The following is a 22226-nucleotide window of genomic DNA, read 5'->3' on the forward strand; positions in this document are numbered from 1 at the left end:
GGATGGTTGTTCATGCGTTTTTTTATACGCCGTGACGGGTGTCGAACCCGCCACGGCGTATGAGTCCGGTTAATAGCCGTAATTCTGTTCGAGGTTCTTGTTCACGAGCACGTCGGTTGCGGGCAGCGGCCAGAGATAGTGTATCTCCGGATTGAACACCCGGTTGTACAGCGCGGTGATGTGGGGGCGGTTTTCCCGGCTGAACGTGGCGTCCATCTCCGGGCATCCGCTCTCGTCGATCGCGGGCGTGGGAATGAACCACTGTCCGTCGGTCATCACCTTTTTCAGTACGTTGGCGCCGGCGTTGTACTTGATCGTCCAGTCGCTATAATTGAGCACCTTCTCGGCGATCCGCCAGCGCAGGAGGTCATAGATGCGCAGCCGCTCGAACGCGAACTCCATCCGGCGCTCGGTGCGCAGAATGGTGCGCAACTCGCTTTGGCTGCGCGTGACGATCGCCGGATACTGGTCCGTTTCGGTGTACTGAACCCCGTAGGCGCGGGCGCGTACCCGGTTCATGGCCTCGAGGGTCGCATCGTCGATCTCGTTCAGCTCGATCTTCGATTCGGCATACATGAGCAGTACGTCGGCGTAGCGCATGATGATCTTGTCGGGATCGGCCTGATAGTCGTCCGTCCAGTCCTTGTCGATGCCCTTGCGCTGCACCAGTCCGGTGCGCGACGGAAGACGCGATTCGCTGGCCGTCACGATGTTGTCGGGGTTGGTGATGTTGCGTCCGGCGTTCGAGTCCCAGACCTGGCTGACATCGAAACGCGGGTCGTAGACCACGCCGCAGAAGTCCGTGCCGAACTCCACGATGCTCTCCGCCAGGCGCGGGTCGCGGTTCTTGAACGGATCGGCCGGATCGTAGAGCGGCGATTCGTCGATGGGTTTGCCGTCGGTGCAGAGGAACGCGCAGAAGAGGTCCCAGGTCGGGAATTCCGAAATGGTGCCGCCCAGTCCGATGGGGATGTTGGCCGTGATGCTCGTCCCCTGGAGGTACTGCCGTTTGTTGTCGGCGGCGTAGGCCAGCGAACGGGGGATGCAGAAGACCGACTCTTCGGCGTTGTGCGTCTTGTTCAGGAACAGTTCGCCGAAATCGGCATGGAGCTGGTAGACGTTCAGGTCCATGCACGCCTTGGCGGCGTCGCGGGCGATGCCGTAATGATAGGCGGCTTTGTCGGCGTCGCGCATGGCGGCGTCATAGGTGTAGAGCGAGGCGAAATAGAGCGCTACGCGGGCCTTCATGGCGTAGGCGGCGCCCCGGGTCGCCCGCACAACGGCTCCCTGATAGGTCTCCGGGCAGTGGGCGGCGGCATAGTCGAAATCGTCGTAGACGTATCCGAGAACCTCCTCGCAGGGAGTGCGGCCGATGTCGTAGGCCTCTTCGAGCGGAATGTCGCGGGTGAAATAGACCGGATCGCCGAAGAGCATCATGATCCGCGAGTAGAAGCAGGCCCGGTAGAAGCGTGCGCAGCCTTCGTAACGTTCGTACAGTTCGGGTTCGACGCCGGCTTTGGCTTTGGGCATGTTTTCGAGGATGGCGTTGCAGCGCGTGATTCCCTTGTAGGTCAGGCTCCACATGTTCGTCGTGGCGGCATGGGTGGCGGTGAGGGTTCCGGCCTTGAAGGCGACCAGCGCGTTGCGCCGCATCAGGTCGTCGGTGATCTCGTCCATGTCCATGACCCCCGATCCGGTGAATTCGTAGCGTTCCTGGGGCCAGAACTGATGGAGCAGCAGGGTGTTGAGCGACATTTCGATCTTCGGACCGTCGTCGTACCACGTTTCGGCCGAAGGGTTGTCGAGCGGATTGAGATCCAGACTCGTGCAGGCCGTGCCGAGCAGTGCGGCGGCCGTGCAGAGCGCGATGTATTGTATGGATGTTTTCATGAGCGCGGGAGATTAGAATTTGATGGAAGCCGTGAAGATGACGGATTTGGTGATGGGGTAGCCCGTCGAGCTGACCTCCGGGTCCCAGCCCTTGGGAAAGTGGCTGAACGTGAAGAAGTCGGACAGCGTGGCCGAAAGACGCAGGTTCTTGACGAAGATTTTCCGCAGCCATCTCTGCGGCAGGGTGTAGCCCAGCGTGATGTCCTTGATGCGGAAATAGGAGCCGTCGATGAGCCAGTAGTCCGACACGGCGTAGTTGGCCGTCGTGGTGCCGCTGTTCTGCGAGTAGCGGGGATAGCGCACGCGGCGGTTCTGTTCGATGGTGTTGAAGACGCTCCAATGGTCGTTGACCACGAATTTCGGCACGTTGTACCAGCCCGTGCGCAACGGCTGGACCATTTCGTCGGTCAGCAGCGCGTCGCGTTTGGCTACGCCCTGGAACGTGCACCCCAGGTCGAAACCCTTGTAGGCGAGGTTGATGCTGCCGCCGAAGTTGTAGCGCGGCATCGAGCTGCCGATCACCGTGCGGTCGTACGTCGCCGAGATCGTGCCGTCGGGCGTGCCGTCCTTGCCGCTCAGATCGACGTAGCGCACGTCGCCGGGCTGGTTCGACGACGAGACCTTCGGACTGCCGGCCACCTCTTCGGCGGTCTGGAACAGTCCGTTGCTCCGGTAGCCGTACCAGGCTTTATATTCCGTGTTCGACTGGATGATTGTGCCGCCGCTGAGCTGGTAGTCGTTGCCGATGTAGCCCATCATCGACTTGTAATCCGAGAGATTCACGGCGACCGAGTAGCTGAAATCCTCGCCGATACGGTCGCTCCACGCGACGGAGAGGTCCCAGCCTTTGGTGTTCATGTCGCCCGAGTTCTTATAGGGGGCCGTGTAGCCCAGATAGGAGGGGATGTCCACCAGGATAAGCATGTCGCGCGTGGTCTTTTTGTAGTAGTCGGCCGTGATCCGCAGGCGGTCGTCGAAGAAATTGGTGTCGATGCCCACGTCATAGGTTTCGGTGGTCTCCCAGGTGATGTCGTCGAGGACCATCTGATAGGCCGAGAACCCTTGAAGGGCCTGCACCAGACCTGCGGAGCCGATGAATCCCACCGGGTCGTTCGACGAAAGGGTCGATTGATAGGGATAGTTGCCGATGCGGTCGTTGCCCAGTTGTCCGTAAGAGGCGCGCAGTTTGAGGAACGAGAGCACGCTGCGCGCTCCCTCCATGAATTTCTCCTGCGTGAGGACCCAGCCCGCCGACACCGAGGGGAAGAATCCCCAGCGGTTGCCTTTCTTGAAGCGGCCCGAACCGTCGTAGCGGAAGTTCGCCTGGGCGTAATATTTCGATTTGTAGTTGTAGTTCACGCGGCCGAACACCGAGACATAGGCGTTTTCGTAGGGCGAGTTGTTCACGCCGGCTCCCATCAGCTCGGTGGAGCCCATCGACAGATAGGGGTAGTAGCTGATTTTGAACTGGTCGCGGGAGGCGTAGATGTCCTCGTAGTATTTGTAATAGTCTTCGACGCCGGCCATGGCGCTCAGGTGATGGTCGCCGTTGCGTCCCAGGTCGATGTCGTAGTTGGCGAAGAGCTGGGTGGTGTGCGTATAAGTGTCCGTACGGCTCTCTTTGAGGTCGGTGGTCGTGGCGTCGGAGAGGTACGAGGGCGTGACCGTGGGATCGTTCCACGGCGTGTAGGGAACGGCGATGTTGAAGTCCTTGTCCTTTTCGAACACGTATTTGGGAATGAACGCACCCGTGATTTTCAGACCTTTGACGGGCGTGATCTCGACCTGGAACTTGCCGCCTCCGAGCCACGTCTCGTTGCGCTTGGTTCCGCCTTCCATCATCTTGCCGTAGGGGTTGATACCCTCTTTTCCCGAGGCGATGCGGCCGTCGCTCCACTCGGCCGCGAACGTCGGCGGCATGTAGCGCATCGATCCCGACGGGCTGTAATAGGGATTCACCGACTTGGTTTTGCGCATGTTCAGGTCGAGCGATACGTTGAGCCATTTGGCCAGCCGGATATCGTTGTTGGCCCGCACGGTGAAGCGTTTCCACGAAAGGTTCTTCCGGAAAAGACCGTCCACGTCGTCGTACCCCAGGCTGATTTTCGTACGTGTGGTCTTGCCGGCGGAGGTGATGCTCAGCGCGTGCGACTGGCGCAGGGCGTTCTTTTTGAGGATCATGCCGAGCCAGTCGGTGTCCGGATAGAGATCGGGATTCTGCGCATGGAATTTCCGGTAGTCGGCGATCTCCTCCTGCGTGTAGACGCTGTACAGACCGCCCGACGGCGTGTCGTTGTACATCTGTTCGTTCTGGGCCTTCATGTAGCCTACGGCGTCTTCGTATTCGGGCATGCGGGTCGGATAGTCGAGCGAAACCGAATAGGTGTAGTCCACTGAGGTCGGTTCGCCGCTCTTGGCGCGTTTGGTGGTGATGAGGATTACGCCGGCGGCGGCACGCGCTCCGTAGATGGCCGCCGATGCGGCGTCTTTCAGCACGGAGATATTCTCCACGTCGGCCGGATTGACATCGCCGATCGTTCCGGGGGCGCCGTCGATGATGACCAGCGGCGAGCTGTCCTTCATCGAGGTGATGCCGCGGATGCGGATGGTGGCGTTGGCGCCGGGGGCCGAATTGGTCCTCGTCACGGTGACTCCGGGCAAAGCCCCTTGAAGGGCGTTCGAAATTTGGTTGGTTTTGCGGGCGGTGAGGGCGGCGCCGTCGACGCTGGCGATGGCTCCCGTGAGATCCTTTTTGCGCATCGTGCCGTAGCCGACCACCACCACGTCGTCCATTTCGTTGACGGCTTCGCGCAGGATTACCTCCACCCGCGTTTTGCCGCCTGCGGGGACGGTTTGGGTTTCGTAACCGATAAATGAGATTTGCAGGACGGGCTGGACGCCTGCGTCGAGTTTGATGGAGAATTTTCCGTCTGCGTCGGTCGTGGTGCCGAGCGTGGTGTTCTGAACGATGACGGTGGCTCCGTAGATGGGTTTACCTTGCTCTGTTTGCACGGTCCCTTGGATTGTCCTTCCCTGGGAGAAGGCGGAAGTGGAGAGAAAGAGGGTTTCGATGAGAAATAAAAGAGATGCTAAAATGAAATTGCTGAATCTCCCCCCCCCGCATTAGAAAAAAATGTCGGAAGTTTTTTCATAATAATTAAATTAGTAGTATATTTGTGACGCCTACCTGCCCACACGGAACAGAGTTGGAAGGCTGAAAACCGTGTGGTAGATAATGCGAATATACGTGGATATTTTGTAAAAAGCAAAGAAACAGCCGCGTTTTTTGCAGTTTTCAGTTTTTATATTTCAGTGTGTCTCGTCCGGTGATTTCCGGTTCCGGCCGGATTCTTCGGCAACGGGCATTGCAGTTCTCAACGGGGACCGGCTCCCTGTCGGATAGGTGTTCGCGGTCGAAACCGCCATGTTTCGTTGTCTTTCGGTGTCGGATGCATATTATGATCCGAAAGTTTGAAACGGAACGGCGGTTTGATCTGCAACGGCGCTCCGGCGGACGGCCGCGCTCCGCAAACTCACTTATTAAAACCACAGATTCTCATGAAACGTTATTTTATAGGTATTTTCCCGGCAGCGGCGATGGCCGCCGCTACGCTGCTGCCCGGATGTGAAAATGAAAACAATGTGACCGGAGGCAAGGCGAATATCTCGGTCCCCTCGCAGGTGGCGCTGGATGACATCGCCGGGGACGGCGAAATCCGCACGTTCGATGTCGAGAGCGACGGCTACTGGTCGGTGATTGCCACGGGGGCGGACGGCGATGCGGCTCCCTGGATCTCGGTCGAGCCCGCACAAGGTATCGGCGACGGGAGTGTGGCCCTCTCGTTCGCCAAGAATCCCAGCAATAATGTTTCGCGGTCGGGACAGGTTTGCGTGCAGTTGCGGGACGAGTCGAAGAATGTGTTGCTGCCCGTCGTGCAGGGAGCGGCCTCCTATCCGACCGGATTCCAGCCTTTCGTACACCTGATCGAATTCGCCAAGGGCGACATCGTCAACTGTGTCAGCGGCAGGGTCAACGAGGCGAAGAACGCTTTCCTGTTCAATGACGGGGCGAGCATCGCGCTGACCGGGGCCGGCGATATGACGGTGGCCGGCCTGACCGCGGACCGCTATTACATCGGCGTGCTGAGGGCTTCGGGCTGGGATGCGGAAAATGCCGCGTGGACCGTGGCGGTTCCCGTGACCGGCGAATTGTCGGGGACGCTTTCGTTCGGCTTCGGCATGCTGACCAACTCCTCTTCGCTTTGCGCCGTTCCCCGCGATTGGAAAGTGGAGTGGAGCGCCGACAATGCGACCTGGCACGATATCGACGCGTTCTATGCCTGGAACGGCAAGAATGCCTGCCCGGCGGAAAGTTCTGTCAGTGCCGACAAGTCGGTGTCGTTCGCGCTGCTGCCCAACATCAATGCGGATGCCTACAACCACCGTCAGGCGGTCTTCACCGTTCCGGCTTCCGCGCCTCTCGCCAAGGGGAGCACGCTCTACGTGCGTGTGGCCAAGGCCGGCGACACGCCTGTCAAGGGTACCGCGATCGACCCGTCGCACATCGTCCGTTTCACGTTCGGCTGCTGCGTCTCCCAGTTCGAAAAGAAGGCCTACCACACGACGACGATGCCCGTAGGCGAGCAGGTCGTACTGGCTCAGGGATTCGACGACTGCCTTTCGGGACTGGATTACATGTCGGACATCGGCCACCTGGCCTATGTGACCGGGGCGGCTTATGACGCTCCGGAGGGTTGGAGCGTTTCGGGAACCGTGACCGCCTCCATCGGATATGTTCGCCTGGCGGCCAAGGGCGTGCTGACCACGCCGGCGCTCGCATCGCTCGGCACGACGCCGACCGACATCGTCGTTTCGTTCAAAGCCGTGGTCCGGTGCAGTTCCACGGATGCTATCGATAAGAAGGAAATCACGGTGCAGGTGGCCGAAGGCGACGGTACGGTCGAGGCGCAGCCCGATATGACCGGAGAGTTCTCGAAGCGCGACGACTGTTTCGCGTGGCGTACCTTCACGGTGCGCGTGACCGGGGCGACGGCTTCGACCAGACTGGCGTTCAGCAACACGGGGCAATGGTTCCTGGATGACGTTGTCGTAACCAAATAACCGGCGGAAGCTATGGACAGAAGGGATTTTCTGAAAAAAGCGGGGGTTGCGACGTTGTTGCTCTCCTCGGGAAATGTGCTTGCCGCGGCAACGACGGTAGAGGACTCCATGACTCCGGACGGGAACGTTGCGGAGAAGAAACGCCGCGTGCCGGTAAGCCGCACGGCCGACGTGGTGGTTTGCGGCGGCGGTCCTGCCGGTATCGGCGCCGCTATCGAGGCGGCCCGTTCGGGTGCCCGGGTCGTGCTTATCGAGCACGCCGGGTTTCTGGGCGGCACCTGGACGGCCGGACTGTTGGGCGTCATGCTCGACCACGAGAACAAGACGGGCCTGATGCAGGAGTTGAAGCAGACGCTCACCGAACGCAAGTGGCGCAATACGAAAGTTTGGACCGACGAACTTTTTACGTTCGATGTCGAGCGGATGAAACTGCTGCTCGACGAACTGTGTGCCGGGCATAAGATCGAAGTGCTGCTTTATACGTCGGTCGTGGCGACCGTTGTGGACCGGGGACGCATCACGCATGTCGTCACCGAATCCAAGTCGGGGCGCGAGGCGATCGCCGGAGAGGTCTTTATCGATGCGACGGGCGACGGCGACGTCGCTGCGCTGAGCGGCTGCGGATTCGACTGGGGAGATGCCGAAGGGCATACCCAGCCGATGTCCATGCTGGGACTGGTGACGGGCGCCCGGTTCGAGGAGATCAAAGACTGCGTGCTGTGGGACGGTCGGAAGACCCGGAGGGCTTCCAAGCGGAACCTGATTGCCGAAATCCGTCGCAGCGGTTTCGAGGCGAGCTACAAGATGCCGTGCCTGTTCCTGCTCCACGACGATCTCTATGCGCTGATGGCGACGCACCAGTACGGTGCCAGGGGCATCAGCCGCGATGACCTGACGAGGGCGAGCATCGAAGGCCGCCGCGAGGTGCACCGGATCGTCGATTCGCTCCGCTCGCTGGGCGGCCGCTGGGAAGGGCTGAAACTCGTGGCCACGGCGTCGCAGATCGGATGCCGGGAAGGCCGGCGCATTCACGGACTTTACACCGTTACGGAGCAGGACTTGGTCGAAGGACGCCGTCACGAAGACGCCGCCTGCGAGGTGCGCTACGGAGTCGATGTCCATTCGGTGCACCTCGAAAGCGAAGGCAAGGGTGGCTCCTATACGCGCGGCATCAAGTCGAAGCCCTACGATATTCCGCTGCGGGCCCTGATCGCCCGGGATGTCAAGGGGCTGATGATGGTGGGCCGTTGCATCAGCGGCGATTTCATCGCCCATTCCAGCTACCGGGTCAATTCCAATTCCGTCATACTGGGCCAGTCTGCCGGACGGGTGGCTGCGACGGCCGTGCGCGAGCATAAGGCGCCGCAGGAGATACCGTTCCATTACAGGCAGTTGTGAATGGACGGTCGAACGAATGCAAATTATTAAAAAAGAACGAAAATGAAAAAATTACGATACCTGTTTTATGCAGCGGCATTTTTCGCCCTGGGATGTTCCTCGGGCAAATCGGAGGGCGAGGAGCCGGCGCCCGGTCCCGAAGGACCCGCTTCCGGCGTGTTTTCCCTGAAAGTGATGTCTTTCAATATCCGTTACAGCAATACGACGGATCAGGGTGAGAAATCCTGGTCGCAGCGCCGGAAGCCTTGTGTCGATATGATCAAGGATGTGAATCCCGGAGTGATCGGCATGCAGGAGTCGCGCACCGAGCAGCGCAATTACCTGAAAACGATGCTCACGAAATACGAACTGCTCGAAGTGCCGAACACCGGAACGGGTTCCGGCGGAAATTCGACGGTGCTTTACCGTACCGATCTCTTCACGCGTGTCGATTGGGGGTATTTCTACCTGAGCGACACTCCCGAGAAGCCTTCCGCACCGTGGGATGCGACCAATTCGGCGCGCCGCTCTTCCGTGTGGGTGCATCTGAAAGACAATGCTTCGGGGCGGGAGTTCGTCTTCCTTTCGACGCACTTTCCCGAATCGAACACCTCGGCTGCGGACAACGAGGCGCGTTTGAAGTGTGCGCAGCTCAATGTGAATAAAATGAAGGAGATCGCCGGGACTCTGCCCGTCTTTATCGTGGGCGACATGAACTGCTCCTATGCTGCCGACGATACGCGCCGGTCGGCGCTGGCGCCTTACTATGCGTGGATGCAGTCGGGCCGGGAGAAGGCTCCCGACCGGGACGGCGCTTACAGTTATAACAATTTCGGCGGCGGCACGCCGTCGGCCCGGTGGAATCTCGACCATATATTTTACAAGGGCGTTAAGCCGGTCCGTTTTCAGACGGTCACCACGCCGAACTATGGTGTGGCTTATCTTTCGGATCATTATCCGATCACGCTCACGGTCGAATAACCATAGATCGCCGGAAAAAGATTCCGCTCCTGCTGCAATATGCGGCAGGAGCGGATTCCATTTTTGTTGCAAATTATTCCGTGTGGTCGGAAGGTTCGAAGTCGCATGCGGGCGGTTTTTCGACCGAATATGCGAACAAAAAGAGGACGGATTCGAAAATCCGTCCCCGGGAGTTGCTTTGTGCGGATAAAGGGACTCGAACCCCCACGCCGTAAGGCATCAGATCCTAAGTCTGACGTGGCTACCAATTACACCATATCCGCATCGGTAAGACAAAGGTATGCAAAAATTCACAAATAGCAATCGGTGACGGGGATTATCCGGGTTTTTTGGTTATTTTTGTAGACAAAATTCTATAACATGCCGCAGCAGATTACCCTCACGCTCACTCCCCGGCAGGCTGCCGATGCGAAATTCTACACCGCGCAGGCGGCTCGTCGCATGGGTATCCGCGAGACGGACATCGCCCTGGCGCGGGTCGTGAAACGGTCGATCGACGCCCGCCAGCGGCAGGTGAAGGTGAATCTCACGCTGGATATCTACGCTGACCGCGAGCCGCAGCCCGGGCCGGTGCATTTCGACTATCCGTCGGTCGAAGGCCGTACGGAGGTGGTGATCGTGGGCTCGGGGCCTGCGGGGTTGTTTGCCGCCCTGCGGCTGATCGAACTGGGGCTGCGGCCCGTGATTCTCGAACGCGGCCGCGATGTCTCGGCCCGCAAGCGCGACATCGCGCAGATCAACCGCAACGGGGCCGTCGATCCCGATTCGAACTATGCCTTCGGCGAGGGCGGGGCCGGGACTTTCTCCGACGGCAAGCTCTTCACGCGCAGCAAGAAGCGCGGCGACTACAACAAGGCGCTGCAAACGCTCGTATTCCACGGCGCGACGCCCGAGATACTCTACGAGGCGCATCCGCATATCGGCACCGACCGCCTGCCGGGCATCATGCAGCGTATCCGGCAGACGATCGTCGATGCGGGCGGCGTGTTCCGCTTCGGGAGCCGCGTCACGGACCTGAAAATCGAAAAAGGCCGCATCGGCGGCGTGTGGTGCGGCGACAGCCTGATCGAAGGTGCCGCCGTGGTGTTGGCTACGGGGCATTCGGCACGCGATATCTATGAACTGCTTCACCGCCGCGGCGTGCGCATCGAGGCCAAACCGTTTGCCATGGGGGTGCGCATCGAGCATCCGCAGGCGTTGATCGATTCGATTCAGTATCATTGCGAAACGCGCGGCGAATACCTTCCGGCAGCCTCCTATTCGCTGGTGAGCCAGGAGAACGGCCGCGGGGTTTACTCGTTCTGCATGTGCCCGGGCGGCTTTATCGTCCCGGCCATGACCGACGCTGCGCAGTCGGTGGTCAACGGCATGTCGCCCAGCGGCCGTACGTCGCCTTATGCCAATTCCGGACTGGTGACCGAGGTGCGTCTGGCGGATTTTGAACACCTGCGGAGCGAGTGGGGCGAACTGGCGGGGCTGAAATTCCAGCAGCAGTTCGAGGAGCTGGCCCGCCGGGAGGGCGGGGAGCACCAGATCGCTCCGGCGCAGCGGGTCGCCGACTTCGTGGCGGGGCGCGCGAGCGGATCGCTGCCCGCGACCTCGTATATTCCCGGTGTCACGCCCTCACGGCTCGACCGCTGGATGCCCGGTTTCATTGCGCAGGGGTTGCGGCAGGGGCTCACGACTTTCGGCCGCCGGATGCGGGGCTATGTGACCGGTGAAGCGCTCATCGTGGGCGTGGAGTCGCGGACTTCGACACCCGTGCGCGTGCCGCGCGATCCCGGGACGCTGATGCACCCTGAAACGGAGGGATTGTTCCCCGCGGGTGAGGGGGCCGGTTATGCCGGCGGCATCATCTCTGCGGCGCTCGACGGCGAACGAATCGCCGAAGCGGTAAAAAATTATATCCGATAGCCGATGGAACCGAAAATCAGTGTTATCATTCCGGTCTACAACGTCGAGCCGTTCCTGGCCCGATGCCTGGACAGCGTGGTGGGACAAACCCTGCGCGACATCGAGATCATCTGCGTCGACGACGGAAGTCCCGACCGTTCGATCGACATCCTGAACCGCTATGCAGCCGAAGATGCGCGTATCCGCGTGATTTCGCAGGAGAACCGCGGGCTGGGCGGCGCCCGCAACCGCGGGTTCGACGCGGCGGCGGGGGAGTTCGTCCTCTACGTCGATTCCGACGACTGGATCGATGTGGCCTACTGCGAGCGGCTCTACGAAGCGGCCCGGGAGACGGGGGCTGACGTGGCCTGCGCTTCGATGCTGAAAATCCGTCCGTCCTATTCGAAATGGACGATCCGTTACACCGAGCGGCAGGTGGTCGCCGGGACGCAGGAGAAGTTCCGCCTCTGCCGCTGTCCGCCCGACTTCTACGTGATGAACAAGCTCCTGCGCCGGGAGATGCTGCTGCGGCTGGGGCTGCGTTTCCGCGAAAGGGTCTGCTACGAGGATGTCGAATACACGATGCGCGTGCTGTGTGAGGGCGGGGACGTGGTGACGGTGCCCGGCGTGGTTTACCGGTATGCGGTGAATGCGACCTCGATCACCAAGAGCCGCCAGACGCCGAAAAAACAGCAGGATAAATATTTGGCCCACAAAGCGTTTGTCGATTATATGGCGGCGCACGGGCTGCATCTCGACGCGCGGTTCCGGCACATCACCCGCCGCACGTACGACCGTTGGGGAATCACGTGGTTGAAACTCAAAGAGTGCGGCGACCGGCAGACTTTCCGGCTGTTCGACCTGATCCCGGTCTGGCGCCGCCGCGCCGCCGACAAATAAGTACGACTATGGAGATTGATCTGGTATACCTCTGGGTCGACGGCAACGATCCCGTGTGGCTGGCGAAAAAGAACGCTTACCTGCCTGCCGACAGGCAGGTGGACCCCGAAGCGGCGGGGGAGTGCCGCTTCGTCGAGAACGACGAGCTGCGCTATTCGCTGCGTTCGGCCGAGCGTTATGCGCCGTGGATACGCCGCATCTACATCCTGACCGACGACCAGACGCCCGCATGGCTCGACACGTCGAATCCGCGTGTGCGGGTGGTTTCCCACCGGGAGATTATGCCTGCCGAAATCCTGCCCGTCTTCAACTCCTGTACGATCGAGCTGTTTCTGCCCCGGATTCCCGGTTTGGCCGAGCATTTCCTCTATGCCAACGATGATATGTTTTTCAGCCGTCCCGTCGATCCCGGGTTCTTTTTCGACGAAGGGGGACGCCCTGTCGTGCGGCTCAAAAAACAATCGCTGAAACGGCACGACGACGACATTTACTGCCATACGATCCTGCGTATGCAGGAGTTGGTGCGGGCCTGCTGCGGTCGTTGCTCCGAACTGGCGCCCCATCATAACGTCGATGCCTACCGCCGCAGCGATTTCCTGACCGCCCTCGAAGCGTTCCGCGACGAGCTGGCGCCCACGGAGTCCCACCGCTTCCGCTCGCGCGACGACTGGCAGCGCTCGCTGGTGCTTTATTACGCCCTTGCCCGCGGGGAGGCTTCGCTGCGCGAGGTCACACGGTATAACAAACTCGAAACTCCCGTGCAGCGGCTTCGCGCCCTCTTCGGCGTCGGCTGCGGGAGCGACTCGCGCTGCATTCCCGCCTATACGCCGGATTTGGATTCGGTGATGGAGAAGTACGATCCGTCGCTGTTCTGCCTGAACGACGACGCCCGGATGACCGGCGAGGACCGCCTCCGGGTACGACAATTTCTCGGGAAGCTGTTTCCCGAAAAATCATCGTTTGAAAAGTAATTTGCAGAGGAAGTGCCGGCCAATCAGCCTCCGACGACGGCGGCAGACCCCCCCCCGAGGTAGGATATTTTCGGGGTAAGGTGCCGGTCGAGGCCCTTTTCGCAGCGCATGCGGTGTTCGCGGATGCTCTCCAGGTAGCGCAGTTCGTTGATGGCGCAGTTATCACGGGAGGCTTTGTCGTGATGGAGGTGGAACGCGACGCCCTGGAATTTCATGCGCCGCTGCTGTACGCCGCTGTTGTTCAGGCGCAGTCCCAGTTCCGTATCTTCGTATCCCCATCCTTCGAATGCCTCGTCGAATCCGTTGACGCGGATGAGGTCCCGGCGCCACAACCCCAGGTTGCAACTTCTGGGCGCCTGCGAAGGCGCGATCATGCGGTAGACGATGGCCATGATGGGTACGCGCATGACGTTGTTGCTGTTGCGCACGCCCTTGGTCAGCGCCGTCAGCGAGGTGATCTCGCCGCTGAGGACCTTCTGGGTCAGCATTTCGGTGATGATGCCGCGGGAGCCCGAAACGTAGCAGCCTTCCCGGGCGAAGAGTATGTGGTCCTGAATGAAATTGCGCTGCAGGATCAGGTCGCCGTCGACATGGATGACATAGTCGCCGGAGCTGGCGGCGATGGCCTTGTTGCGGATGGCTGCGACCCGGAATCCCCGGTCTTCATGCCAGATGTGGTGCACGGGAACAGGAGAGATGTTCTGGAAGTGCCTCACGACATCGCGGGTGCTGATGCCCGATCCGTCGTCCGCAACCAGGATTTCGGAAGGCATGACGGTCTGCTGCATCACGCTGTCGAGACACAGGTAAAGCGCCCGCGGCCAATTGTAAGTAGTAATGATCAACGATACAGTCATCGTACTGGTATAAATTGGTTAGGTTGTAGGGTAAGGCACTGTCGATTCCGCAAAATCTCAGCCGGGATTTTGCCGGAAAGCGCGGTTGCAATAGAGGCTGTCGAAATCATTTGGCAAAAGTAGCAATTTTATCTGTTACGAGCAGCATATAACAATTTTATTCTTTAAATGCCGTATTTCCGAAATACTGCACGCTTTCCGGCGAAAAATCTTTCGGATTATCGCCGGAACGGTTGTCGGCGTTGATTATCAAACACTTGTATTTCGCTGATGCAGGGCGTTATTAAAAAATATCAATAAATTTGAAAATTATTTTAATAAAAACTTGCAAGGTCTGTTTTTTCGTCTTATCTTTGCAGTGAAGTTTTAAGGTTCATTTAGGTTAGTAGTTTTAGGTTGGTGAGGAAACTGTGGAAGAGGAACTCCGGTTCTGATTCCGGGTTTCCTTTTTTTATCTCTGTTCTCAGGTGTCCGGCTATTTCGTCCGGTGTGGTTTTCCTTCTTTTGTTTTTGCCCTTTTTCGGCATTGTTTTTCCGGATTTCACCCGGGCGGGAGTTTATTTTCTAATCGTTTTGCATTTTCCCCGCGGACAGGCTTTCCGGCTGGTTTTCCAACCGGAAGTGGCTTATCCATAATTGCTTGCGAGAGTGGTTGCTTAATCGGGTAAATATCTTTGTTGGGCATCCAATGTTACCAAATTGTTAAATATATTTAAGATATTCGTAAAATATTTGCAAAAATGGAAAATGCCCCTTATCTTTGCAGAGAAGTTTTAAGGTTCATTTAGGTTAGTAGTTTTAGGTTGGTTGAGGAAATCGGCAGGTTGCAGCGGAATGATTCGTTGCTAAGACTTAAGAACGGTACTCGTTTGATGAGTCGAATACCTCCGATTGAACCTCATTTTCGGAGGGGGTGGTTCCCCGCCGAAAAAGAAGGTCCTAGTCGTGAGACTCGGACCTTTTTTCATTTTTGCCGCTCAGGCCGGCGGGAGCTATTTTCGGAGTTGTCCGATCTCTTCGTTCGTAAGGCTGACTTCGATGCTTCCCAGGGCGTAGCATCCGATCTCATAGGGATTGAAATGGAAGGTCATGCCCTCCGGCGTGAGGATGAAGTTCTCGGTCGCGGCGATGTATTCGGGGAAGAACCCCGCTTCGCTCAGCGCTTCGTCGTCCGCGGCTTCGTACTCCTCGCAGAGTTTGGCGTGGATCGCTGCCGCGAGATTTTGCTGTTCTTCTTCGCTGAAAAGGTCCGCGAGCTCGTATTCGTAGCCGTCCGCAAGCGAATAGGTGTGGCATTCGGTGCCGTACATTCCGTGGGCGCCGCCCAAGTAACTCCAGCGGTTGATGACGCACGTCAGAAGGGTGTCGGTGACGGAAATTTCGCTGTCGATCGAGTATTCATAGGTGTGGCTCTGTTCGGGAATATCCTGAAGGTATTCGGCTGCGATTTCGCGCAGGGATGCCTGAGCGGCCTCTTCGGGTGTTCCCGAGAATCCCTCCAACAGGAAAAAATAGCCGATGTTCGTCTGTTCGATCGCTTCGAGGGCGGGGGAGGCTGCGGCGTTGCGGATTGTAGCAAAGCGGTATTCGACTTTGCAGGCAAGGCCGTTGTTGCTGATGAGCGTGTCGATGGCGGTGGTTCCGAGGTCGGGGCGTACGGGGCGTTTCGTGCAGGAGCCGACGGCAAGGAGCGCGGCGGCGAGAAACAGGGAAATGCGGATTTTCATGGCGGAAAGGATTTTATCTCAGGTAAAGATAGTCAAAAAGTGGGTTTGGAGGGCTTTTTGCGAAAAAAAACGCAGTTTTCGGCGGAAAATTTTGCAGATTTAAAAGAAGGCTTTATCTTTGCACCACAAAACCGGTGGATTCATCTAAGGGTTAGGATACATGCCTCTCACGCATGACATAGGGGTTCGAATCCCCTATCCACTACCAAGTCGGACGGCTGCACGCAAGTGCGGCCGTTTTTCGTTTAATCCGGTGGCGGGGATGAGACCTCCTGTCCACGACCAGGTCGGGCGGCCGCACGCATGTGCGGCCGTTTTTCTGTTCCGGATTTCCTGCGTTGATAAAATACGCTGTTTGGTTGGCAGAATATGCCGTTTCGTTGAATTTATTTGCCGTCGTCGTCCCCGGAGCCTAATTTTATGGCGACTATAATTTTTGGGATTTTTTAATTAAGTGATTATGAAGAGAGTATTATGCCTGTTCATGGCTGCGGCCATGACTATGAGTGCTGCATTCCTCACGGGCTGCAACGATGACGATGACAACGGGGATAAGCATGCCGCGCCGACGCTTACGCTCAAAGGCGGCGACATCAAAGCGGTCCACGAGATTCAATCGACCATGTCGGTTGTGGTGGACGTGACGGCGCCCGCCGGCATTTCCGACCTTACGGTGAAGATCGAATCGCCCTGCCTGACGGCCGAGGTGCTCGGTGAACTGGGGCTTGCGCAGACGATGAATCTGGTGAACCCGGCCACGGCGGAGATGGCTGCGGGACTCAAAGAACTCGGGTTTCCCGTGGGAGACGAGGTGAAGAACAAGACTTCGCTGTCGATCAATATCTCGCAGCTGGTGCCGATGATCGCGATGATCTACAATCAGGATTCGAACCACAATTTTGTGCTGACGGTCATTGACGCCGATAAACAGAAGAGCGTCGAAACGCTGAAATTCCACCTGACGCCGGCGCAGTAGCCCTTCTCCGTATTGCCGGTGATCCGGCCGGCATGAGTATTCCCGGGACGAGACCCGCAGGGAGCGGGGTGGTGAGTAGGTTAGGTAATTTCGTCCCGGGATTTTTTCGCCCGGTTCCTGAAGAATGCGACGGCCGCCTTTTCAAAAGGCGGCCGTCGCGGCGTTCAGTTAGTTAAGGTTAAGGTTGGTGGGGTTTATTTCTCAGTTTTCGCTTTGAATTTCTCCAACTGGCGTTTCAGGGCGTCGATGGCTTCGTCGACCGACTCTTCGAAGGCTTTCGACTGGTGGCAGGCCACCAGGTCCTCGCCCGGCATGTGCAGCGTGATGGTTGCGAATTTGTTTCCTTTTTCGTGGTCCTTATCGAGTTTGAGAATGACCTCGGCTCCTGTCGAGCGCTCCGCAAAGCGGTCCAACTTCGCCATCTTGGCATTCACGAATTCGATCAGCCGCTTGTCGGCGTCGAATTTCACGGATTGAATCTGTACGTTCATAGCCTTATATTATAAAAGTTAATCACTCGCCACCCTTTTCACGGGGATGGGCTTTTGCATAAATCTCCCGGAGCTTGGCAATGCTGTTGTGCGTATAGACCTGCGTGGCCTGCAGCGAAGCGTGTCCCAGGAGTTCCTGTATCTCGCGCATATCGGCTCCGCCGTTCAGCAGGTGCGTTGCGAAAGTGTGGCGCAGCACGTGGGGGCTTTTCTTTCCTTGTACACCCGCCTTGTCCAGCTCTTCCTGCACCGTCCGGTAAACCGCCGTCCGGGATATGCGTTTTCCTTTGTGTGTTAAAAATAGCGCTTTTTCCGGTGAAATGCAAATATTTTGCCGCTCAATTAACCCGATGTAGTGCAAAATCTTTTCGCGGACGAATTCCAGAATCGGTACGATGCGCTCCTTGTCGCCTTTGCCCCGGACGCGCAGCGAGGTGTAGTCCGCCGAGAAGTCCCCGCGGTCGATGCCGACCAGTTCGGCCAGCCGCAGGCCGCAGGCGTAGAAGAGCAGCACGATGAGCGAATTGCGTTCGCGGATGAAATCTTCGCTGTCCTGTTCGCATTCGCTGACGATCCCGCTCATGCGGCTTTCGGGAACGAACGCGGGCAGGCGGCGCGAGGTCCGCAGCGACGCCACGGGCTGTGTCACGTCGCGGCTGACGGCGCCCGTGCGCAGCAGCCAGCGGAACAGCGCCCGCAGCGACGAAATCTCGCGGTTCATCGAGGCGGCGCTCAGATGTCCCTCCTCGGTGCGGAAGAGCATCCACTCGCGGATATCCTCCGTGGTCACCCGGCACGGGTCGAAATCGGCGTCGCCGACCCCCAGCCATGCGAGGAACTGCTCGACGTCGTGGCGGTAGTTGCGCACGGTGAGCGGCGAGTAGCGGCGTTCCGCTTCGAGGTATCGGGTGAAATCGGCGAGCATACGAAACAAAGGTACATAAAAGCCGGACACGCTGCAAAACCGGATCGCATTCGTGCCGTTATGACGCCAAATATACGCAAAAACCGTTACCTTTGTCCCGAAAAACGAATCGAGATGAAACAGAACTGGAAACCGGGAACGGTGCTTTATCCCCTGCCGGCGGTGCTGGTGAGCTGCGGCGCGACGCCCGACGAGTACAATCTGCTGACCGTGGCATGGACCGGCACGGTCTGTTCCGATCCGCCGATGTGCTATATTTCGGTGCGCCCCGAACGCCACTCCTACGAAATCATCCGCCGCACGGGCGAGTTCGTCATCAACCTTACGACGCGCCGGCTGGCGCGAGCCGCGGACTGGTGCGGCGTGCGCTCGGGCCGCGATTACGACAAGTTCCGCGAGATGGGGCTCACGGCCGTTCCGTCGGAGAGGGTCGCCGCGCCGGTCATCGCCGAGTCTCCCGTGAATATCGAGTGCCGCGTGCGGCAGGTGTTGCCGCTCGGGACCCACGATATGTTTCTGGCCGAGGTGGTCGGGGTGCAGGCCGACGAGGCCTATATCGATCCCCGGACGGGCCGTTTCTGCCTCGAACGCGCCGATCCGATCGTCTATTCCCACGGAGAGTATTTTGCGCTGGGCGAGGCGTTGGGACATTTCGGATGGTCGGTCCGCAAAAAGAAAACAGCGCGAAAAAAGCGGTGATTTTCAGGGGTTTTTACTGCCTTCGCCGAATGATGTTTCGTTCGAAGAGCTCCCTGTCGCTCGTTTTCGCCGCCGCCGTGGTGCTGGCGGGATGTATTAAAACGCCCAGGGCCAACGGGACGGAGCCCGGCGGTCCGGACAGCCCCGCCCCCCCCCGCGGAATACGCCCGCTTTTTCGTTTTCCGGCACGGGATTCTGCGGAATATTCCGTATCTTGCATCCCGAAACAATCAACACTTTCCGACAATGAAAAAACTCCTTTTCTCGCTGGCCGGGCTGCTTTTCTCGCTGGCCGCCGTGGCGCAGGATTTCAAAATCACGCACGGTCCTTATCTCTGCGATATGACCCGGGACGGTGTCACGGTCGTCTGGACCACCAGCAAACCGGCCCTCTCGTGGGTCGAGGTCGCGCCCGACGACGGGCGGAGCTTCTATGCGCAGGAGCATGCACGCCATTACCAGACCGTCGCGGGCCGCAGACTGGCTGACAGAACCCTTCATGCCGTGCGGCTCAAAGGGCTGAAACCCGGCACCGACTATTGTTACCGCATTTTTTCGCAGGAGGTTACGGCATGGCCGCAGCGCGGCAAAGCCACTTACGGGAGTGTTGTCGCAAGTGACGTTTTCCGTCGCAAGCCCTATCCGTTCCGGACCTTTCCCGACTCGGGCGCCGACTGCTCGTTCATTATGCTCAACGACATTCACGGCAGGGCCGACTACATGAAGGACCTCTGTAAGAAGATCGATTTCAGTGAGATCGGATTTGTGGCCTTCAACGGCGACATGTCGAGCAGCGTCGAGAGCGGGGAGCAGCTTTTTGCAGACTATATCGACGCGGCGGCGGCGCTGTTCGCCTCCGGGACGCCGATTCTCTACAACCGCGGCAACCACGAGACGCGCGGCGTTTATTCCGACCGCCTGAGAGACTATTTCCCGACCCGCAACGGGGAGTTTTACGGCATTTACCGCTATGGCGACGTCTGCATCCTGATGCTCGACTGCGGGGAGGACAAGCCCGACAGCGACGTCGAGTATTACGGGCTGGCCGATTACGACGCCTACCGCATCGAAGAGTGTGAATGGCTGAAAAAGGCCGTGCAGTCGGAGGAGTTCCGTTCGGCCTCGGCGCGGGTCGTCCTGCTGCACGTGCCTCCGACGACGGGGACATGGCACGGGAACGTCCATCTCAACGAGCTTTTCATGCCGGTGCTGAACGAGGCGGGCGTCGACCTGATGCTCTGCGGCCACGAACACCGCTGTTCGGTCCATCCTGCCGGGGAGCGGGGCGCGCGGTTCCCGATCGTAATCAACGACAACAAGAGCTATGCCCGCTGCGACGTTTCGGACAGCCTGATCCGGGTGCAGATCGTCGGTCCCAAAGGCAAGGTCGCCCACACGCACGAATTTCCGCTGAATCGCCCGGCAGCCGATTCCGAATAGGATTTCTCTGAACGAAAAGCGCCTGCTCATTGCAGGCGCTTTTCGTTATCGGCGGATGAAGCGGGCGACAGTTCCTCCGTTCCGTGGCAGGTCGAGCGGGAGCAAGTCTCCGGCTGCGACGGGGCGTTCCGTGCGACGGAGTCCCCCTTTGCCATCCTCTTCGAGCAGGACCATCGTGTAATTCCCTTCGGCGAGAAAGTCTAACTTAAACGTCTCCTGGGCGGCTTCTGCGGCAGCAATGGCCAGATACCACGTGGCTCCGCTGCGGCGGGCGAAGGCGGCGAGACTGCCGATGCGGCTTTGCGGCAGCACGACGGTTTCGTTCCAGCAGACGGGGAGTTCGCGCAGGAATTCCAGCGCCGGACGGAGGCGCTCCTCACGGAAGAGGTAGAAGGGATTCTCGGCCAGCGTCATCAGCGGCGAGGTGATCAGGTAGGCGCAGGCCAGTTGTTGGGCCGGAAGAACCTCGCCGGGCATCGAAAAGCCCACGGGCGTGTAGTCGGCGGGACCCGCCACGCAGCGGGTGAAAGGCAGCGCGGCATTGTGGGAGGCCGGGATGTTCTGGTTTTCGTTGCCCGGGACATAGGGACGGTCGGCGACGGATGTTCCCGCGGCGTGCATGCGTGCGAGGTAATTAGCCGTGATTCGGTTGAGTTCCATGCCCCGGACTCCTTCGCGGGTGAGTTCGTTGGGATAGGTGCGGATCTCTCCCGAGGGCTTCTGACATCCGTGGAAATTGACCAGCAGACGGCGGCGGGCGGCGTTTTCGAGCACGGCCGTCGTAAAGCGGATCTGACGGAGCCCTTCGCCGTTCATGAAGTCGATCTTCAAACCCTTTACGCCGCAGCCGGCGACGCTGTCCATGAACGAACGCATCTGGAAGTAATCTTCCGCCGGATCGTTCAGCTTCTCCCAATGCCGCCATACGAAGAGCCCGACACCCTTTCCGGCCGCGTAATCCGCTATTTCCCGAAGCGTCGTCCATTTGTCCGCAAGGTTCTCCCATCCTTCGTCGAGCGTCGAATATTCATATCCCATTTCGGCGGCGAGGTCAATGACGGCCTGTTCTCCCTCGACGGTCATGTAACGGCCGTCGAGGCCGCTCCACCAACTCCAAAGCGACCGCCCGGGGCGTATCCACGACATGTCGCCGAAAAGTTCGGGGTCGGGCGCCGGACTGAGGTTGGTGACGATGTCCGTTGTGACCAATCGGTCGAGGTTCTCGGCGACGATCAGCACGCGCCACGGCGTAGTGACGGTGTCGCGGAGGTCGAATCCCTCCTTTTCGGTAAAATCGGCGTGCAGACTGCCGTCCTTGCCGGCGCGCAGCCGCATGCCGCTGTATTCGTAGAGTGCGGCCTCGGTGACCATCAGACGGAGTCCGTCCGCAGTTTCGTAGAGCAGCGGCATGGTCTGTACGGGTCCCTGAGAGGATACCGTGGCCAGTTCCGGAGCCGGGGCAGAAGTCCATTCGCCGGCATAGGTCAGCAGTTTCCACGCCGAGTTCCGCTCGGCGAACCAGACCCGGCTGTCGGCAGGCAGCCGCCACTCGGCCGCTTCGCCGCCGATGTGGCGGACACCCTGTCCCGGGAGGATGAAGCGATAGGCGAATCCGTCGTCGTAGAGCCGGGTTTCGAGGGTGTAGACGTATCCCGTGGGGCGGTGCGTCACCTCCCAGATATATTCGCGGGCATGGTCGCGGGCGAGGTCGTGTACGCCCCGCACGGGGTAGCTTTCGTTGCGTTCACGGCTTGCGGCAAGCCGGAGCGATGCTTCTCTGAAGGTATCGATTCCGTCGATCGTGACGCCCATGGAGGAGGTGTCGCAGACCATCCTGCCGTCGTACGACACGGTGTAGGCCAGGGAGCCGTTCGGTGTGGTAAAGACTTCGGCGGAGAGTTTTCCCGCCGGGGCGGTCATCGCTCCCGGGGAGCATCCTGCCAGCAACAGCAGGCAGCCCGGTATCCAGTGTTTCATT

At 59.2% G+C, this 22226-nt stretch carries 16 protein-coding genes and 2 tRNA genes; 10 read left to right on the forward strand and 8 right to left on the reverse strand.

The annotated features are described in order from the left end of the window. Nucleotides 1-69: 69 nt before the first annotated feature. Nucleotides 70-1890 (reverse strand): RagB/SusD family nutrient uptake outer membrane protein, encoded by a 1821-nt coding sequence (locus BLU78_RS07420; RefSeq protein WP_010262663.1) that lies wholly within the window; start codon nt 1888-1890, stop codon nt 70-72. Between the two features lie 12 nt (nt 1891-1902). Next, a complete protein-coding gene (locus tag BLU78_RS07425; RefSeq protein WP_315969146.1) occupies nt 1903-4986 on the reverse strand; it encodes a SusC/RagA family TonB-linked outer membrane protein in 3084 nt (1027 codons plus the stop codon). A gap of 462 nt (nt 4987-5448) precedes the next feature. Here BLU78_RS07425 and BLU78_RS07430 point away from each other — a divergent pair, with 462 nt between their 5' ends. The 3 genes from BLU78_RS07430 to BLU78_RS07440 are packed head-to-tail and all read left to right on the forward strand — an operon-like array spanning nt 5449 to nt 9369. Further along, a complete protein-coding gene (locus BLU78_RS07430; protein ID WP_010262667.1) occupies nt 5449-7011 on the forward strand; it encodes a BACON domain-containing protein in 1563 nt (520 codons plus the stop codon). A gap of 12 nt (nt 7012-7023) precedes the next feature. Continuing rightward, nucleotides 7024-8409, forward strand: coding sequence for an FAD-dependent oxidoreductase (locus BLU78_RS07435; protein ID WP_026020734.1), 1386 nt, complete (start codon nt 7024-7026; stop codon nt 8407-8409). A 42-nt stretch (nt 8410-8451) separates the two neighbouring features. Beyond that, the gene (locus BLU78_RS07440; protein WP_010262669.1) at nt 8452-9369 is read left to right on the forward strand and encodes an endonuclease/exonuclease/phosphatase family protein; all 918 of its coding nucleotides are present in this window, start codon (nt 8452-8454) and stop codon (nt 9367-9369) included. Nucleotides 9370-9550: 181 nt separating this feature from the next. On the opposite strand, the gene BLU78_RS07445 is transcribed toward BLU78_RS07440, so the two are convergent. Beyond that, nucleotides 9551-9632: transfer RNA gene (locus BLU78_RS07445), tRNA-Leu, on the reverse strand. A gap of 97 nt (nt 9633-9729) precedes the next feature. Here BLU78_RS07445 and BLU78_RS07450 point away from each other — a divergent pair. Genes BLU78_RS07450 through BLU78_RS07460 form a run of 3 tightly spaced genes read left to right on the forward strand, consistent with a single transcriptional unit; the run spans nt 9730 to nt 13133 of the window. Next, complete coding sequence (locus BLU78_RS07450) at nt 9730-11283, forward strand: NAD(P)/FAD-dependent oxidoreductase (RefSeq protein WP_010262671.1); 1554 nt, start codon at nt 9730-9732, stop codon at nt 11281-11283. Between the two features lie 3 nt (nt 11284-11286). Then, on the forward strand, nt 11287-12162 hold the full coding sequence (locus BLU78_RS07455; protein ID WP_010262674.1) for a glycosyltransferase family 2 protein: 876 nt from the start codon (nt 11287-11289) through the stop codon (nt 12160-12162). An 8-nt stretch (nt 12163-12170) separates the two neighbouring features. After that, nucleotides 12171-13133: a stealth family protein gene (locus BLU78_RS07460; RefSeq protein ID WP_010262676.1), complete on the forward strand. Its 963-nt coding sequence runs from the start codon at nt 12171-12173 to the stop codon at nt 13131-13133. A gap of 23 nt (nt 13134-13156) precedes the next feature. On the opposite strand, the gene BLU78_RS07465 is transcribed toward BLU78_RS07460, so the two are convergent. Both BLU78_RS07465 and BLU78_RS07470 read right to left on the reverse strand, forming a co-directional pair. Then, the gene (locus BLU78_RS07465; RefSeq protein ID WP_010262678.1) at nt 13157-13990 is read right to left on the reverse strand and encodes a glycosyltransferase family 2 protein; all 834 of its coding nucleotides are present in this window, start codon (nt 13988-13990) and stop codon (nt 13157-13159) included. 992 nt (nt 13991-14982) lie between these two features. Further along, nucleotides 14983-15717 carry a DUF3298 and DUF4163 domain-containing protein gene (locus BLU78_RS07470; protein ID WP_010262679.1) on the reverse strand — a complete coding sequence of 245 codons (735 nt, stop codon included), beginning with the start codon at nt 15715-15717 and terminating at the stop codon, nt 14983-14985. A gap of 133 nt (nt 15718-15850) precedes the next feature. On the opposite strand from BLU78_RS07470, the gene BLU78_RS07475 reads away from it, so the two are divergent. Next, nucleotides 15851-15925 (forward strand) — tRNA-Glu (locus BLU78_RS07475). Nucleotides 15926-16177: 252 nt separating this feature from the next. Continuing rightward, entirely contained in the window at nt 16178-16693 is a 516-nt protein-coding gene (locus BLU78_RS07480) for a hypothetical protein (protein WP_231290833.1), read from the forward strand. Nucleotides 16694-16887: 194 nt separating this feature from the next. Here the strand turns inward: BLU78_RS07480 and hpf are convergent, their stop codons facing one another. Both hpf and BLU78_RS07490 read right to left on the reverse strand, forming a co-directional pair. After that, the gene (hpf, locus tag BLU78_RS07485; RefSeq protein WP_010262683.1) at nt 16888-17184 is read right to left on the reverse strand and encodes a ribosome hibernation-promoting factor, HPF/YfiA family; all 297 of its coding nucleotides are present in this window, start codon (nt 17182-17184) and stop codon (nt 16888-16890) included. A 22-nt stretch (nt 17185-17206) separates the two neighbouring features. Then, on the reverse strand, nt 17207-18109 hold the full coding sequence (locus tag BLU78_RS07490) for a tyrosine-type recombinase/integrase (protein ID WP_010262684.1): 903 nt from the start codon (nt 18107-18109) through the stop codon (nt 17207-17209). Nucleotides 18110-18223: 114 nt separating this feature from the next. On the opposite strand from BLU78_RS07490, the gene BLU78_RS07495 reads away from it, so the two are divergent. Then, nucleotides 18224-18808, forward strand: a complete 585-nt coding sequence (locus BLU78_RS07495; protein WP_010262688.1) for a flavin reductase family protein — start codon at nt 18224-18226, stop codon at nt 18806-18808. A 246-nt stretch (nt 18809-19054) separates the two neighbouring features. Beyond that, on the forward strand, nt 19055-20248 hold the full coding sequence (locus tag BLU78_RS07500; protein WP_010262690.1) for a purple acid phosphatase family protein: 1194 nt from the start codon (nt 19055-19057) through the stop codon (nt 20246-20248). Nucleotides 20249-20293: 45 nt separating this feature from the next. Here BLU78_RS07500 and BLU78_RS07505 read toward each other — a convergent pair whose 3' ends face one another. Beyond that, entirely contained in the window at nt 20294-22225 is a 1932-nt protein-coding gene (locus tag BLU78_RS07505; protein ID WP_010262694.1) for a glycoside hydrolase family 97 protein, read from the reverse strand. Nucleotide 22226: the final 1 nt, after the last annotated feature.

It is taken from the genome of Alistipes timonensis JC136, from assembly GCF_900107675.1.
GTDB lineage: Bacteria > Bacteroidota > Bacteroidia > Bacteroidales > Rikenellaceae > Alistipes > Alistipes timonensis.

What these genes read in the sequence shown, in the direction of transcription:
- BLU78_RS07460 (WP_010262676.1), top strand. Translation starts at nt 12,171, where the DNA reads ATGGAGATTGATCTGGTATACCTCTGGGTCGACGGCAACGATCCCGTG.
- BLU78_RS07505 (WP_010262694.1), bottom strand. Translation starts at nt 22,225, where the DNA reads ATGAAACACTGGATACCGGGCTGCCTGCTGTTGCTGGCAGGATGCTCC.
- BLU78_RS07440 (WP_010262669.1), top strand. Translation starts at nt 8,452, where the DNA reads ATGAAAAAATTACGATACCTGTTTTATGCAGCGGCATTTTTCGCCCTG.
- BLU78_RS07480 (WP_231290833.1), top strand. Translation starts at nt 16,178, where the DNA reads ATGAAGAGAGTATTATGCCTGTTCATGGCTGCGGCCATGACTATGAGT.
- BLU78_RS07450 (WP_010262671.1), top strand. Translation starts at nt 9,730, where the DNA reads ATGCCGCAGCAGATTACCCTCACGCTCACTCCCCGGCAGGCTGCCGAT.
- BLU78_RS07455 (WP_010262674.1), top strand. Translation starts at nt 11,287, where the DNA reads ATGGAACCGAAAATCAGTGTTATCATTCCGGTCTACAACGTCGAGCCG.
- BLU78_RS07430 (WP_010262667.1), top strand. Translation starts at nt 5,449, where the DNA reads ATGAAACGTTATTTTATAGGTATTTTCCCGGCAGCGGCGATGGCCGCC.
- BLU78_RS07500 (WP_010262690.1), top strand. Translation starts at nt 19,055, where the DNA reads ATGAAAAAACTCCTTTTCTCGCTGGCCGGGCTGCTTTTCTCGCTGGCC.
- BLU78_RS07490 (WP_010262684.1), bottom strand. Translation starts at nt 18,109, where the DNA reads ATGCTCGCCGATTTCACCCGATACCTCGAAGCGGAACGCCGCTACTCG.
- BLU78_RS07465 (WP_010262678.1), bottom strand. Translation starts at nt 13,990, where the DNA reads ATGACTGTATCGTTGATCATTACTACTTACAATTGGCCGCGGGCGCTT.
- BLU78_RS07420 (WP_010262663.1), bottom strand. Translation starts at nt 1,890, where the DNA reads ATGAAAACATCCATACAATACATCGCGCTCTGCACGGCCGCCGCACTG.
- BLU78_RS07470 (WP_010262679.1), bottom strand. Translation starts at nt 15,717, where the DNA reads ATGAAAATCCGCATTTCCCTGTTTCTCGCCGCCGCGCTCCTTGCCGTC.
- hpf (WP_010262683.1), bottom strand. Translation starts at nt 17,184, where the DNA reads ATGAACGTACAGATTCAATCCGTGAAATTCGACGCCGACAAGCGGCTG.
- BLU78_RS07495 (WP_010262688.1), top strand. Translation starts at nt 18,224, where the DNA reads ATGAAACAGAACTGGAAACCGGGAACGGTGCTTTATCCCCTGCCGGCG.
- BLU78_RS07435 (WP_026020734.1), top strand. Translation starts at nt 7,024, where the DNA reads ATGGACAGAAGGGATTTTCTGAAAAAAGCGGGGGTTGCGACGTTGTTG.